Origin of the sequence: Pseudomonas sp. SJZ074, from assembly GCF_007828215.1 — a bacterium.
In the GTDB taxonomy this organism is placed as follows: domain Bacteria; phylum Pseudomonadota; class Gammaproteobacteria; order Pseudomonadales; family Pseudomonadaceae; genus Aquipseudomonas.
Window position 1 is genome coordinate 19,624 of sequence record NZ_VIUE01000034.1, and the last position, 13,577, is coordinate 33,200.

The 13,577-nt window shown below is 62.4% G+C and carries 11 protein-coding genes; 4 read left to right on the top strand and 7 right to left on the bottom strand.

Translation table 11 applies throughout. The annotated features are described in order from the left end of the window. Position 1: 1 nt before the first annotated feature. Together ccoO and ccoN are read right to left on the bottom strand one after the other, a co-directional pair. Positions 2-610 (bottom strand): cytochrome-c oxidase, cbb3-type subunit II, encoded by a 609-nt coding sequence (gene ccoO, locus FBX99_RS25340; protein ID WP_024777895.1) that lies wholly within the window; start codon positions 608-610, stop codon positions 2-4. 10 nt (positions 611-620) lie between these two features. After that, positions 621-2,045 (bottom strand): cytochrome-c oxidase, cbb3-type subunit I, encoded by a 1,425-nt coding sequence (gene ccoN / locus FBX99_RS25345; RefSeq protein ID WP_047703835.1) that lies wholly within the window; start codon positions 2,043-2,045, stop codon positions 621-623. Between the two features lie 95 nt (positions 2,046-2,140). Here ccoN and FBX99_RS25350 point away from each other — a divergent pair, with 95 nt between their 5' ends. Next, on the top strand, positions 2,141-2,833 hold the full coding sequence (locus tag FBX99_RS25350) for an alpha/beta family hydrolase (RefSeq protein WP_145133272.1): 693 nt from the start codon (positions 2,141-2,143) through the stop codon (positions 2,831-2,833). 171 nt (positions 2,834-3,004) lie between these two features. Here the strand turns inward: FBX99_RS25350 and FBX99_RS25355 are convergent, their stop codons facing one another. From FBX99_RS25355 to acnA, 3 genes are all read right to left on the bottom strand, one after another. Continuing rightward, on the bottom strand, positions 3,005-4,570 hold the full coding sequence (locus tag FBX99_RS25355) for a PAS domain-containing methyl-accepting chemotaxis protein (protein WP_145133274.1): 1,566 nt from the start codon (positions 4,568-4,570) through the stop codon (positions 3,005-3,007). Positions 4,571-4,647: 77 nt separating this feature from the next. Then, entirely contained in the window at positions 4,648-5,436 is a 789-nt protein-coding gene (locus FBX99_RS25360; RefSeq protein WP_144924191.1) for a CPBP family intramembrane glutamic endopeptidase, read from the bottom strand. 330 nt (positions 5,437-5,766) lie between these two features. Beyond that, on the bottom strand, positions 5,767-8,508 hold the full coding sequence (gene acnA / locus FBX99_RS25365; RefSeq protein ID WP_145133275.1) for an aconitate hydratase AcnA: 2,742 nt from the start codon (positions 8,506-8,508) through the stop codon (positions 5,767-5,769). A 172-nt stretch (positions 8,509-8,680) separates the two neighbouring features. Between acnA and rlmM the strand changes: the two genes are divergently transcribed. Together rlmM and tusA are read left to right on the top strand one after the other, a co-directional pair. Next, positions 8,681-9,754, top strand: a complete 1,074-nt coding sequence (gene rlmM / locus FBX99_RS25370; RefSeq protein WP_145133277.1) for a 23S rRNA (cytidine(2498)-2'-O)-methyltransferase RlmM — start codon at positions 8,681-8,683, stop codon at positions 9,752-9,754. A gap of 173 nt (positions 9,755-9,927) precedes the next feature. Then, entirely contained in the window at positions 9,928-10,179 is a 252-nt protein-coding gene (tusA, locus tag FBX99_RS25375) for a sulfurtransferase TusA (protein ID WP_047703829.1), read from the top strand. Here the strand turns inward: tusA and FBX99_RS25380 are convergent. After that, complete coding sequence (locus FBX99_RS25380) at positions 10,176-11,579, bottom strand: MATE family efflux transporter (protein ID WP_144924183.1); 1,404 nt, start codon at positions 11,577-11,579, stop codon at positions 10,176-10,178. The genes tusA and FBX99_RS25380 overlap by 4 nt on opposite strands. Positions 11,580-11,862: 283 nt before the next feature. Here FBX99_RS25380 and pdxB point away from each other — a divergent pair, with 283 nt between their 5' ends. Continuing rightward, the gene (gene pdxB / locus FBX99_RS25385; RefSeq protein WP_145133279.1) at positions 11,863-13,005 is read left to right on the top strand and encodes a 4-phosphoerythronate dehydrogenase PdxB; all 1,143 of its coding nucleotides are present in this window, start codon (positions 11,863-11,865) and stop codon (positions 13,003-13,005) included. A gap of 229 nt (positions 13,006-13,234) precedes the next feature. Here pdxB and FBX99_RS25390 read toward each other — a convergent pair whose 3' ends face one another. Next, positions 13,235-13,414 carry a PA1571 family protein gene (locus FBX99_RS25390; protein WP_041023262.1) on the bottom strand — a complete coding sequence of 60 codons (180 nt, stop codon included), beginning with the start codon at positions 13,412-13,414 and terminating at the stop codon, positions 13,235-13,237. Positions 13,415-13,577: the final 163 nt, after the last annotated feature.

Genomic DNA, 13,577 nt, shown 5'->3' on the forward strand with positions numbered 1-13,577 from the left:
CTCACCTCTTGCTCTTGATGGCAGTGCCGAGCACTTGCAGGTAGGCCACCAGTGCGTCCATTTCGGTCTTGCCCTTGAGCGAGGCCACGCTGCCGGCGATGTCGTCATCGGTGTAAGGCACGCCGAGGGTGCGCATGGCGCGCAGCTTGGTTTCGGTGTGGCTGCTGTCCACCGCCTGGGTCACCAGCCACGGGTAGGCCGGCATCTTCGACTCGGGCACGACGTTGCGCGGGTTGTACAAGTGCGCGCGGTGCCAGTCGTCGGAGTAGCGCGCGCCGACCCGGGCCAGGTCCGGCCCGGTGCGCTTGGAACCCCACAGGAACGGGTGGTCCCAGACGCTTTCGCCCGCCACCGAGTAGTGGCCGTAGCGCTCGGTCTCGGCGCGGAAGGGGCGGATCATCTGTGAATGGCAGCCGACGCAACCTTCGCGGATGTAGATGTCCCGGCCTTCCAGCTGCAGGGCGGTGTAGGGCTTCATGCCGTCCACCGGTTTGTTGGTCACGTCCTGGAAGAACAACGGTACGATCTGGGTCAGGCCGCCGATGCTCACGGCGAGGACCATCAGCAGCATCAGCAGACCGACGTTTTTTTCGATTGTTTCGTGTTTCATGGCGGACTCCTCAAGCCATCTGCGCGGCAGCGGCGGCTTCGGCAGGCTGATAGGCCCGCACGGTGCGCCAGGTGTTGTAGGCCATCAGCAGCATGCCGCTGAGGAAGACCGCCCCGCCCACCAGCCGCACGATGAAGCCGGGGTGGCTGGCCACCAGGGTTTCGACGAAGGAGTAGGTGAGCGTGCCGTCCTCGTTCACCGCGCGCCACATCAGGCCCTGGGCGATGCCGTTGACCCACATCGAGGCGATGTAGAGCACGGTACCGATGGTCGCGAGCCAGAAGTGCGCGTTGATCAAACCGATGCTGTGCATCTGCGGCCGGCCGAAGACTTTCGGGATCATGTGATACAGCGCGCCGATGGAAATCATCGCCACCCAGCCGAGCGCGCCGGCGTGGACGTGGCCGATGGTCCAGTCGGTGTAGTGGGAGAGGGCGTTGACAGTCTTGATGGCCATCATCGGACCTTCGAAGGTTGACATGCCGTAGAACGCCAGGGACACCACCAGGAACCGCAGGATCGGATCGCTGCGCAATTTGTGCCAGGCGCCCGAGAGCGTCATCATGCCGTTGATCATGCCGCCCCAGCTGGGAGCCAGCAGGATCAGCGACATCACCATGCCCAGGGACTGCGCCCAATCCGGCAATGCGGTGTAGTGCAGGTGGTGAGGGCCGGCCCAGATGTACAGGGTGATCAGTGCCCAGAAATGCACGATGGACAAGCGATAGGAATACACCGGACGCTCGGCTTGTTTGGGCACGAAGTAGTACATCATCCCCAAAAAGCCCGCGGTGAGGAAAAAGCCCACGGCGTTGTGCCCGTACCACCATTGCACCATCGCGTCCGTGGCCCCGGCATACACCGAGTAGGACTTGGTGAAGCTCACCGGCAGTTCCAGGTTGTTGACGATGTGCAGGATCGCCACGGTCAGGATGAACCCGCCGAAGAACCAGTTACCCACGTAGATGTGCTTGGTGTTGCGCTTGGCCACGGTGCCGAAGAACACGATGGCGTAGGCGACCCAGACGATGGTGATCAAAATGTCGATCGGCCATTCCAGCTCGGCGTATTCCTTGGAGCTGGTGTAGCCCAGCGGCAGGCTGATGGCCGCCAGCAGAATCACCAGTTGCCAGCCCCAGAAGCAGAACGCAGCGATTTTCGGTGCAAACAACTGCGTCTGGCAGGTGCGCTGTACCGAGTAGAACGAACTGGCGAACAGGGCGCAGCCACCGAAGGCGAAAATCACCGCGTTGGTGTGCAGCGGGCGCAGGCGACCGAAGCTGGTCCAGGGCAAATCGAAGTTGAGCTGCGGCCAGACCAATTGGGCGGCGAGAAAAACCCCGAGCCCCATGCCGACGATGCCCCACACCACCGTCATAATGGCGAATTGGCGGACCACCTTGTAGTTGTAGGCGGTACTGATAGAAGTGTTCATGGTTCCCCATCCACGGTTCAGCCGAAGAACGTGCCTGCGCAAGGCAGCGCGGCATCTTCGCCTGGAGTTATAGGCAGACTGAAAGCGAGGCAAGCATGGACAAACAGCACAAGGCCAGTATTGACGGGGATCAATGGGCGCGGTGCGTGGCACAACACGGCTGGCTGTGGACGGCCGCGCAATCGAGCGCGGGCGGCGGGGCGCCCACTCTGATTCTTGCCCACGGTGCCGGTGCGCCGATGGACAGCGGTTTCATGAACGAAATGGTTGCGCGCCTTGCTGTTCATGGGGTCAACGTGCTGCGCTTCGAGTTTCCCTACATGGCCCAACGGCGCCTGGACGGTGGCAAACGCCCACCCAATCCCGCCCCCAGGTTGCTGGAATGCTGGCGAGAGGTGTACGCGTTGGTGCGGCCTTATGTCGCTGGGCGTCTGGCCATCGGTGGCAAGTCCATGGGCGGGCGGATGGCGAGCCTGCTGGCCAATGAGCTGGGATGTGACGCTTTGGTGTGTCTGGGGTATCCGTTTTATGCGGTAGGCAAGCCGGAAAAGCCGCGGGTCGAACATTTGGCCGGGTTGAAGACCCGGACGTTGATCGTCCAGGGCGAGCGGGATGCGTTGGGCAATCGTGAGGCGGTGCAGGGCTACACCTTATCACCGAGCATTGAGGTGCTGTGGTTGGTGGCGGGGGATCATGATCTGAAACCGTTGAAGGCCTCGGGGTTCAGTCATGAGCAGCATTTGGAGGCTGCGGCGCGGGCAGTGGCTGGGTTTCTTCTTCGTAATTGATAGTGTCTGGCCGGGCCTCTTCGCGAGCAAGCCCGCTCCCACAGGGGAATGCGTTCCAAATGTGGGAGCGGGCTTGCTCGCGAAGGCGGTTTATAACGCAACGCCATTTTTGAATTGGCAAAAAAAACCGGGAAGCACTGTCTTCCCGGCCTTTTATTCAGTGAACCCCTGTCAGCGGTTGAACCGCTCCACCAACGAGTACTGGGTATTGGCCGTGCGGGTCAGTTCTTCGCTCAATAGCGCCGAGCTGTGGGCCTGCCCCGAGGTCTGATCGGCCAGTTCCGAGATGTTGCTGATGCTGCGGCTGATTTCCTCGGCCACCGAGCTTTGTTCCTCTGTGGCGGCAGCGATCTGGGTGGTCATGTCGGTGATGTTGGCCACCGCTTCGCTGATGCCCACCAGCGCTTCGTCCGCTTCCATCACCCGCGCCACGCCTTCTTCGGCCTGACGGTGGCCGGCGTCCATGGTCTGCACGGCATTGGTGGCGGTTTGCTGGAGCTTGGCGATCAGGGCGTGGATCTGCCCGGTGGATTCGCTGGTGCGTTGCGCCAGTTGCCGGACTTCATCGGCCACCACGGCAAAGCCGCGACCCATCTCGCCGGCACGGGCCGCTTCGATGGCGGCGTTGAGGGCCAGCAGGTTGGTCTGGTCGGCGATGCCTTTGATTACATCCACCACACCGCCGATCTCGTCGCTGTCCTTGGCCAGTTGGGTCACGGTCTGGCCGGTTTCGCCGACCACCACGGACAAGCGTTCGATGGCCTCGCGGGTTTCCCCGGCGATGTCGCGTCCGCGACCGGTCAGGCGGTTGGCTTCCTGGGTGGCGTCGGCGGTGCGTTGCACGTGGCTGGCAACTTCCTGGGTGGTGGCGGCCATCTGGTTGACCGCCGTGGCCACCTGTTCGGTTTCCACGCGCTGGCGTTCCAGGCCGCTGGAGCTGTTGTGGGCCAGGGTGTTGGACTGCTGCGCCTGATCGTTGAGATGCTCGGCGGTGTCCTGCAGACGGGTCAGGCAGGTTTTCAGGCGAGCCTCCTGGCTGAGGATCGACATCTCCAGGCGCGCCTGGACGCCTCGGCTGTCGGTGTACATCCGGGCGATTAGTGGGTCGGACGTGGTCTGCTCGGCCAGGCGCAGCAGGCGCTTGATCCCGCGTTGCTGCCATTGCAGGCCCATCAGCCCCAGGGGCACCGACAGCAGAGCGGCGAGGGCAAACCCCCAGGAAGAATTGAGGAAGGCCCCGACGACGAAGCTCAACTGGCTGACCAGGATGAAGGGCAGCCAGTCCTGAAGCACAGGCACCCACTTGTCGCTGTGCGGGATCGCCGACTTGCCCTGGTTGATGCGTTGGTAGAGGGCTTCGGCCCGGGCGATCTGTTCGGCGCTGGGCTTGACCCGGACCGATTCGTAGCCGACCACCTGGTTACCTTCGAACACAGGGGTGACGTAGGCGTTGACCCAGTAGTGATCGCCGCTCTTGCAGCGATTCTTGACGATGCCCATCCATGGCAAGCCTTGTTTCAGGATGTTCCACATATGGGCGAACACGGCCGACGGGACGTCGGGGTGGCGCACCAGGTTGTGGGGCGAACCAATCAGTTCTTCCTTGGAAAACCCGCTGATTTCAACGAATGCATCATTGCAGTAGGTGATCACGCCCTTGGCATTGGTGGTGGAGATCAATCGTTGCTGGGCCGCAAAGGTCCTTTCGCGTTGTGTGACGGGTTGGTTGTTACGCATGGTGTGAATAATCCGCAAGGCTTTGAAAGGTTGTCGGCAACGTCAGGCTTTTATTGAAGTTATTTTCCCCGTCGGTATCACGCCAGCATCGGGTAGGTAAATAGGGCGAAATGAAGCAGATTAAGGCCGAAGTGGGTGGCAATTGCCGCGCCGAGGCCGCCAAAGCGATAGGCAAGTCCGTAGCCGATTCCCGCCAGGCCCGACAGCAGCACCCATTGCCAACCGGCGCCGGCGTGTACCAGGCCGAACAGCAGCGAGGCCAGGAGCAGCGCCAGGTTGTCGCCGTGGGCCAGATGGCTGAAGCGCCGACTCAAGCTGCCTTGAATGTAGCCACGAAAGAGTGCTTCCTCCACCACCGTCACCAGTAGAAGATTGTTGGCGACCCAGATCCAGGCCAGGTCCGGCCACTTCGGTGCCCAGTGGATCATGCCCAGCACGATCGCTCCGCCCAAGGCCAATATCGCGCTCAGCACCAGGCCCAGGGCCGTGGCCAGGAACGACAGGCCAAGCGTGCGCCGGCCGACGATCCATGGACACGCCAACAGCAACCAGAAACCGATCAGCGGCTTATCCTGGTTGAGGTACATGGCAAACGGTACGGCGTCATCGGTCAGGCGATGAGCCGGGATTGCCCGCCCGTTGAAAAAGCCCGGCATCCAGTGCAGCGCCAGCGCCAGGGCCAGGACGAGGAAAAGGGCGTGACCGAGAAAGCGGCCGACCGGTATCTGCCGCTGGCGGACTGCATAGCCGGCCAGTAGCAACAGTGCGATTGAGATGGCGGCGGTCCAGGCCAGCTTTCCGTTGGCCAGGGCCAGGCAATAGCCAACAGACAGGAAGGCCAGGTAGGGCCAGGGTAAAGCAGGCATATAACATCCTTTTAGGCTGTGGAGCTTCGGGCGAAAGTGGCCGCCGCGTCTACGACGATGCGATGTCGCGCAAAGAGCACAATTTGTATCCGTGCAGATTCATGCGTAGGAGGTGAAGAACGATTGGCTGACTCTGTTCCGTGAGCGCCAGGGGGGAGGGATTATAGGGGCACGATATGAAAACGGCGACTGATCAAGCGATTGATACCGTTCAGCCAGGAAGCGGACCTGTGGGAGCGGGCTTGCTCGCGAAAGCGGTGTGTCAGTCAATATTTCAATAACAGACCGACCGTCTTCGTGAGCAAGCCCGCTCCCACAAGGGATTGAGCTTTAACTGGCAATCAATTGCCGCAGGACATAGTGCAGGATCCCGCCTGCCTTGAAGTATTCCACTTCATTCAGGGTATCGATCCGACACAACACCTCGATCCGCTCCTGGCTGCCGTCCTCGCGGGTGATCACCAGTGGCAGATTCATCCGTGGCGTCAGTTCGACGTCGTCCAGGCCGAGAATGTCCAGGGTCTCCTTGCCGGTCAGGTTCAGGCTCTTGCGGTTCTGATCGAGCTTGAACTGCAACGGCAGCACGCCCATGCCCACCAGGTTGGAACGATGGATGCGCTCGAAGCTTTCGGCGATCACCGCCTTGACCCCCAGCAGGTTCGTACCCTTGGCCGCCCAGTCCCGACTGGAGCCGGTGCCGTATTCCTGCCCCGCGATCACCACCAGCGGCGTGCCCTTGGCCTGGTACAACATGGCGGCGTCGTAGATCGGCATTCTTTCGCCGCTGGGAATATAGATCGTGTTGCCGCCTTCCTCGCCGCCGAGCATCTCGTTGCGGATCCGGATATTGGCGAACGTGCCACGCATCATCACTTGATGATTACCGCGTCTCGAGCCATAGGAGTTGAAATCCCGGGGCTCCACGCCCTGTTCGCGCAGGTACCGCCCCGCCGGGCTGTCGGCCTTGATATTGCCGGCCGGGGAGATGTGGTCGGTGGTGACCGAATCGCCGAGCAGGGCCAGTACCCGGGCGCCTTCGATGTTGCGGATGGCCGGTGGCGGCCCGTCGATGCCGTCGAAGAAGGGCGGATGCTGGATGTAGGTCGAGTCCGACTGCCAGACGTACGTCGCTGCTTGCGGCACCTCGATGGCCTGCCATTGCTCGTCACCGGCAAACACAGCGGCATACTCCTTGTGGAACATCCCGGTGTCCACCTGGGCCACGGCGTCGGCGACTTCCTTGCTGCTGGGCCAGATGTCCCGCAGATACACCGGATTGCCGTCGCGGTCATTGCCCAACGGTTCGCTGCTGATATCGATACGCACCGTGCCGGCCAGGGCGTAGGCCACCACCAGGGGCGGTGAGGCCAGCCAGTTGGTCTTGACCAGCGGATGCACGCGGCCCTCGAAGTTGCGGTTGCCCGACAGCACCGAGGCCACGGTCAGGTCGGCTTTCTGGATGGCTTTTTCGATCGGGTCCGGCAAGGGGCCGGAGTTGCCGATGCAGGTGGTGCAGCCGTAGCCCACCAGGGCAAAGCCCAGTTGATCCAGGTATTCGGTCAGGCCGGCGGCCTGGTAGTAATCGGTGACCACCTTGGAGCCCGGTGCCAGGGAACTCTTGACCCAGGGTTTGCGGGTCAAACCTTTTTCCACGGCTTTTTTCGCCAGCAGCCCGGCGGCCATCATCACACTGGGGTTGGAGGTGTTGGTGCAGGAGGTAATGGCTGCGATCACCACCGCACCGTTTTTCAGGCGATGCGTATGGCCTTCGAACTCGTACTCGGCCTCGCCTACCTGATCGGCATTGCCCACCGCCACGCCACCGCCGCCTTCGCTTTCCAGGCGACCTTCTTCCTTGCTGGTGGGTTTGACCTGCAGCCCCAGGAAATCGCTGAATGCCTGGCCGACGTTGGGCAGCGAAACCCGGTCCTGGGGGCGTTTCGGCCCGGCCAGGCTGGCTTCGACGCTGCCCATGTCCAGTTCCAGGGTGTCGGTGAACACCGGTTCCTTGCCAGGCAAGCGCCACAAGCCCTGGGCCTTGCAATATGCCTCTACCAGTTTCACCGTTTCCGCCGGGCGCCCGGACAGGCGCAGGTAATCCAGGGTGACCTCGTCCACCGGGAAGAAGCCGCACGTGGCGCCGTACTCCGGGGCCATGTTGGCGATGGTGGCGCGGTCGGCCAGGGGCAGGTCGGCGAGGCCATCGCCATAGAACTCGACGAACTTGCCCACCACGCCTTTCTTGCGCAGCATCTGTGTGACGGTGAGGACCAGGTCGGTGGCGGTGATGCCTTCGCGCAGCTTGCCGGTGAGTTTGAAACCGATGACCTCGGGAATCAGCATCGACACCGGCTGGCCGAGCATGGCGGCTTCGGCCTCGATCCCACCGACGCCCCAGCCCAGCACACCGAGGCCGTTGATCATGGTGGTGTGGGAATCGGTGCCCACCAGCGTATCCGGGAAGGCATAGGTGCGGCCGTCTTCTTCCTTGGTCCAGACGGTGCGGCCCAGGTATTCGAGGTTGACCTGGTGGCAGATCCCGGTACCCGGCGGTACCACGCTGAAGTTGGCGAAGGCACTCTGGCCCCAGCGCAGGAAGGCGTAGCGTTCGCCGTTGCGCTGCATCTCGATGTCGACGTTTTGCGCGAACGCCTGGCGACTGGCGAACCGGTCCACCATCACCGAGTGGTCGATCACCAGGTCCACTGGCGACAGCGGGTTGATCCGCTGAGGATCGCCGCCGGCCTTTTCCACGGCGGCGCGCATGGCGGCCAGGTCGACCACGGCCGGGACGCCGGTGAAGTCCTGCATCAATACCCGTGCCGGTCGGTATTGAATCTCGCGGTCGGAACGACGTTCTTTCAACCACCCGGCCAGCGCCTTGAGGTCGGCACCGGTGACGGTTTTTTCATCTTCCCAGCGCAGCAGGTTTTCCAGCAGCACTTTCAACGACATGGGCAGCTTGTCCAGGTCGCCGAGGCTGCGAGCAGCCTCCGGCAGGCTGAAATAGTGGTAGGCCTTGGCGTCGACCTGCAGCGTTTTAAGGGTTTTCAGGCTATCGAGGGATGGCATTGAAATCACTCCTTTGAGTCCGCACGGCTACGGACTGACGGGACGGACAGAGCCTTTAACCTAGCCCTGTTTTGCGCGGATGACTAATCACTGGACTCTATGGGCAGGTTCGGGGTTCCGAAGTCCGCTATCATGCGCCGGTTTTCGTGACAGGCTTTGCTACGGAGTTTCAATGAACACGCTTTTCATGCACTGCCGGCCCGGCTTCGAGGGCGAGGTCTGTTCCGAGATCGCCGAACATGCGGCCCGGCTCAACGTGGCCGGCTATGCCAAGGCCAAACCGGCCAGCGCCTGCGCCGAGTTCGTCTGCACCGAAGCGGACGGCGCCGAGCGGCTGATGCACGGCCAGCGTTTCGCCGGGCTGATTTTTCCGCGCCAATGGGCCCGCGGCACTTTCATTGACTTGCCGGAAAGCGACCGTATCAGCGTCATTCTGTCCCTGATGGCACAGTTTCCGCTCTGCGGCAGCCTGTGGCTGGAAGTGGTCGATACCAACGATGGCAAGGAATTGTCGAACTTCTGCAAGAAATTCGAAGGCCCGCTGCGCAAGGCGCTGACTGGCGCCGGCAAGCTGGTGGACGATCCGCACAAGCCGCGCCTGCTGCTGACGTTCAAAAGTGGCCGCGAAGTGTTCCTGGGGCTGGCGGAGGCGAACAACTCGGCGATGTGGCCAATGGGAATACCCCGCCTGAAATTCCCTCGGGAGGCCCCGAGCCGCTCGACCCTCAAGCTCGAAGAGGCCTGGCACCACTTCATTCCACGGGAGGAGTGGGACGAGCGCTTGCACAGTGACATGACCGGCGTCGACCTGGGGGCCGCGCCCGGCGGTTGGACCTGGCAACTGGTTAATCGCGGCATGCTGGTGACCGCCATCGACAACGGCCCGATGGCCGAAAGCCTGATGGAAACCGGTCTGGTGCAACACTTGATGGCGGATGGCTTTACCTTCAAGCCCAGGCAGCCGGTGGACTGGATGGTCTGCGACATCGTCGAGAAGCCGGCGCGCAATGCGGCGATGCTGGAAGAGTGGATCGGCGAGGGCCATTGTCGCGAGGCCGTGGTCAACCTCAAACTGCCGATGAAGCAGCGCTATGCCGAAGTGAAGCGCTTGCTCGAACGCATTGCCGATGGCTTCAAGGCCCGGGGGATCAAGGTGGAGATCGGATGCAAGCAGTTGTACCACGACCGTGAAGAGGTGACGTGCCATTTGCGGCGGTTGGACAGTAAGAAGCCCAAATCCCGCTGATTGTGCCTGTGGGAGCGAGCCTGCTCGCGATAGCGATGTGTCATTCAACATCAATGCTGACGGGCCTTGCGCCTTCGCGAGCAGGCTCGCTCCCACATGGAATGTGGCGTTAAGTCGAGGGTGACCACCCGGCGACATTGCGCGACAATGCCGGCCAGTTTCAGGAGTAGAACATGAGTGAAATGAACGATACGCCGGTCGACGGCACGCTGGATGCCTCCGGCCTCAATTGCCCTGAGCCGGTGATGATGCTGCACCAGCACATCCGCGACCTGGTACCGGGCGGGCTGTTGAAGGTGATTGCCACCGACCCCTCGACCCGTCGCGACATTCCCAAGTTCTGTGTGTTTCTCGACCACGAACTGGTGGCCCAGGACGAGGTGGACGGTACGTACCGCTACTGGATCCGCAAGAAGCTCGCTTAACCCTTCGAGCGATTGATGCGGATCGGCTTGCGCGCGCTGCGGGTCAGGCGGATCGACAGCATCAGCGCCGCGCAGCTCAGGCCCACGATCAGGCCCTGCCACAGTCCGCTCGGGCCGTTGGCCGCGCCGAACCAATCGGTCAGTCCCAAGGCGTAACCCACCGGCAAACCGATCCCCCAGTAGGCGAACAGGGTCAGGATCATTGTCACCCGGGTGTCCTGGTAGCCGCGCAAGGCGCCCGCCGCGGTGACCTGGATCGCATCGGAAAACTGGAACAGTGCCGCGTATACGATCAACATCGAGGCGACGTCGATCACCACCGGGTCGGCGGTGTAGATCGCGGCGATGGGCCCGCGCAGCGCCAGCATCAGGCTCGCCGACAGGCAGGCATATGCCAGGGCCGCGCCCATACCCACGCCAGCGGCGAAGCGCGCCTCGCGAGGCTGGCCACGTCCCAGTGTCTGGCCGACCCGCACCGTTACGGCCATGGCCAGGGAGTAAGGAATCATGAACACCAGGGAACTGAAGTTCAGCGCGATCTGATGCCCGGCCACGACCGTGGCGCCGAGGCTGCCGATCAGCAGTGCAATCACCGCAAAAATACTCGACTCGGCAAATACCGCGATGCCTATCGGCAGGCCGATGCCCAGCAGGCGTTGGAGGACTGCCCACTGCGGCCAATCGAAGCGGCTGAACAATTGACTCGACCGATAGGCCGGCGCCCAGCGCGTCCAGCCGGCCATGCCCAGGGCCATGACCCACATTACGATAGCGGTGGCCCAGCCACAACCGACGCCGCCCATGGCCGGCACGCCCAGGTGCCCGTAGATGAAGATGTAATTGAGCGGAACGTTCAGCGCCAACCCGCACAACCCCAGAACCATGGCCGGTCGCGTACGGCCCAGGCCGTCGCTGAAGCAGCGCAGTACGTGGTACAGCGCCACGGCCGGCAGGCCGGTGCCAATCCCTCGCAGGTATTCCATGCAGGGGCCGATCAGCTCCGGGTCCACCTTCATGATGTGCAGAATCGGCTCGGCACTGAACAGCGCCAGTGTCGCGATCAACCCGACCGCCAGCGCCAGCCATAGGGCCTGGCGCACCAACGGGCCGATCTCATCGAAGGTTCCAGCGCCGAAGCGCTGGGCGACTTTCGGCGTAGTCGCCAGCAGCGTGCCAGTCATCAACAGAAACACCGGCACCCAGATCGAGTTGCCCAACGCTACCGCCGCCAGATCCCGGGGGCCGACGCGACCGGCCATCACCGCATCGACGAAGCCCATGGCGGTGGTCGCCAGTTGCGCCACCATGATCGGCAGTGCCAGGGCCAGCAGCGTCTTGACCTCCAGGCGTACCCGGGCCGGGCGAGAGAGAAGGGCAGGGTTGTCGATTACGGGATTCACAGGCGAAGCGTCCGAAAAATTAGCGCAAGGCGGCGGATTCTACGCGTTGACGCAGTGGTCAGGAAAAAAGCTGTGTTGGGGATTTGTAAACGCGTGCTCAACTTGTGAATGTTGTTGTGGCGAGGGGATTTATCCCCGCTCGACTGCGTAGCAGTCGCGAAAATCATGGGGGCGCTGCGCACCCGGCGGGGGTAAACCCCCTCGCCACAACATCATGCTTCACCACTAATGCGCAGACACACCGGAACGCCTACACTGCCCACCCCGCCAAAGGAGCTTTGCCATGCTGATCGTCGCCGACGAAAACATTCCCCTGCTCGATGCCTTTTTCAAGGACTTCGGTGAGATCCGCCGGGTACCGGGGCGCGGCATCGACCGGGACATGGTCGCGCAGGCCGATGTGTTGCTGGTGCGCTCCGTCAGCCGGGTCAATCGTGCCTTGCTGGAAGGCAGCAACGTGCGTTTCGTCGGCACTTGCACCATCGGCACCGATCACCTGGACCTGGATTACTTCGCCGAGGCCGGCATCCGCTGGGCCAGTGCGCCGGGCTGCAATGCCCGTGGCGTGGTGGATTACGTGCTGGGCAGCCTGATGGCCCTGGCTGAAATCGAGGGCGCGGAGCTGCCGCAACGCACCTTCGGCGTGGTCGGCGCGGGCCAGGTGGGCGGGCGTTTGATCGCAGTGTTCAAGGGCCTGGGCTGGGACGTGAAGGTCTGCGATCCACCCCGTCGGGCGATCGAGGGTGGTGATTATGTAAGCCTGGAACAGATCATCGAGCAGTGCGACGTGATCAGCCTGCACACCCCCCTGACGCGCGACGGCGAGCATCCAACCTGGCATCTCTTCGACGAGCAGCGTCTGAGCAGTCTCAAGCCTGGTACCTGGCTGATCAATGCGGCCCGCGGACCGGTGGTCGATAACATCGCGTTGCGCAATGTGTTGCTGGAGCGCGAAGACCTGCAAGCGGTGCTGGATGTCTGGGAGCAGGAGCCTACGGTGGACGTGGACCTGGCCGACCTGTGCGTGATCGCCACGCCGCACATTGCCGGCTACAGCCTCGATGGTCGCCAACGCGGCACGGCGCAGATCTATGAAGCCTTGTGCGCGTTCCTGCAGGTACCGGTTGCAGTCAGCCTCGGCGATCTGCTGCCTCGTCCCTGGTTGGGCGGCATCACCCTGGACGCTGCCACCGATCCCGCCTGGGCGCTGGCCGCGCTGTGCCGTGGCGTATACGACCCGCGTCGTGACGATGCGGACTTTCGCCGTAGCCTGGTGGGGACGGTCAGCGAGCAGCGCAGTGCCTTCGATGCCCTGCGCAAACATTACCCGCCGCGCCGGGAGATCGACAGCCTGAAGGTGCGCATTGAAGGGCAGTCACCGGCGTTGCAGCAGATCGTGACCGCGCTGGGTGCAGAGGTTGTATAGCCCCGTTTTTTTGTGGCGAGGGGACTCATCCCCGCTGGGGCGCGTAGCGGCCCTTTGAACAGACGCTGGCGGTGGAAGACTTTACATGCAGGGGCTGCTATGCAGCCCAGCGGGGATAAATCCCCTCGCCACGGGCGCGCGGTGGGCCTGGGATGACGGGTAAGTTGCCTATCCAGACAGGCACAAAAAACCCGACATCAAGGTCGGGTTCAATCGAAGACGGGCTGTATCACTTTTGTTCGGCAGGCTTGACCAGTCGTTGTTCCAGTTCGCTGCAGGCTTTCTGGATCATCTCTTCGGTGATCGGTACTTCGCGCCCTTGGGCGTCGATGAACGAGCAGCCCAGGGACTGGTCCGGTTGCGTGCGGATCACTTGAATCTTGTCGTCGCTGCTGTGTTGCAAGGACATGGCCTGTCTCCTCATCAGGTTTTAATGTCTACCGTACTGTCGTCAGGTGACTGAGAAATGACACTCCTTGTCGGTCATGACGACAGCTCTACTCAAACAGAAATACTTGTACGTTTCCAGTCAGACTTTAGACCGATACTCTCTAGTCCGTAGTCGTTGCGGT

Bases quoted from the DNA above. Each gene is read 5' to 3' on its own strand.
- acnA (WP_145133275.1), bottom strand. From the start codon at position 8,508: ATGCCATCCCTCGATAGCCTGAAAACCCTTAAAACGCTGCAGGTCGAC.
- FBX99_RS25350 (WP_145133272.1), top strand. From the start codon at position 2,141: ATGGACAAACAGCACAAGGCCAGTATTGACGGGGATCAATGGGCGCGG.
- ccoO (WP_024777895.1), bottom strand. From the start codon at position 610: ATGAAACACGAAACAATCGAAAAAAACGTCGGTCTGCTGATGCTGCTG.
- tusA (WP_047703829.1), top strand. From the start codon at position 9,928: ATGAGTGAAATGAACGATACGCCGGTCGACGGCACGCTGGATGCCTCC.
- FBX99_RS25355 (WP_145133274.1), bottom strand. From the start codon at position 4,570: ATGCGTAACAACCAACCCGTCACACAACGCGAAAGGACCTTTGCGGCC.
- pdxB (WP_145133279.1), top strand. From the start codon at position 11,863: ATGCTGATCGTCGCCGACGAAAACATTCCCCTGCTCGATGCCTTTTTC.
- FBX99_RS25390 (WP_041023262.1), bottom strand. From the start codon at position 13,414: ATGTCCTTGCAACACAGCAGCGACGACAAGATTCAAGTGATCCGCACG.
- rlmM (WP_145133277.1), top strand. From the start codon at position 8,681: ATGAACACGCTTTTCATGCACTGCCGGCCCGGCTTCGAGGGCGAGGTC.
- FBX99_RS25360 (WP_144924191.1), bottom strand. From the start codon at position 5,436: ATGCCTGCTTTACCCTGGCCCTACCTGGCCTTCCTGTCTGTTGGCTAT.
- ccoN (WP_047703835.1), bottom strand. From the start codon at position 2,045: ATGAACACTTCTATCAGTACCGCCTACAACTACAAGGTGGTCCGCCAA.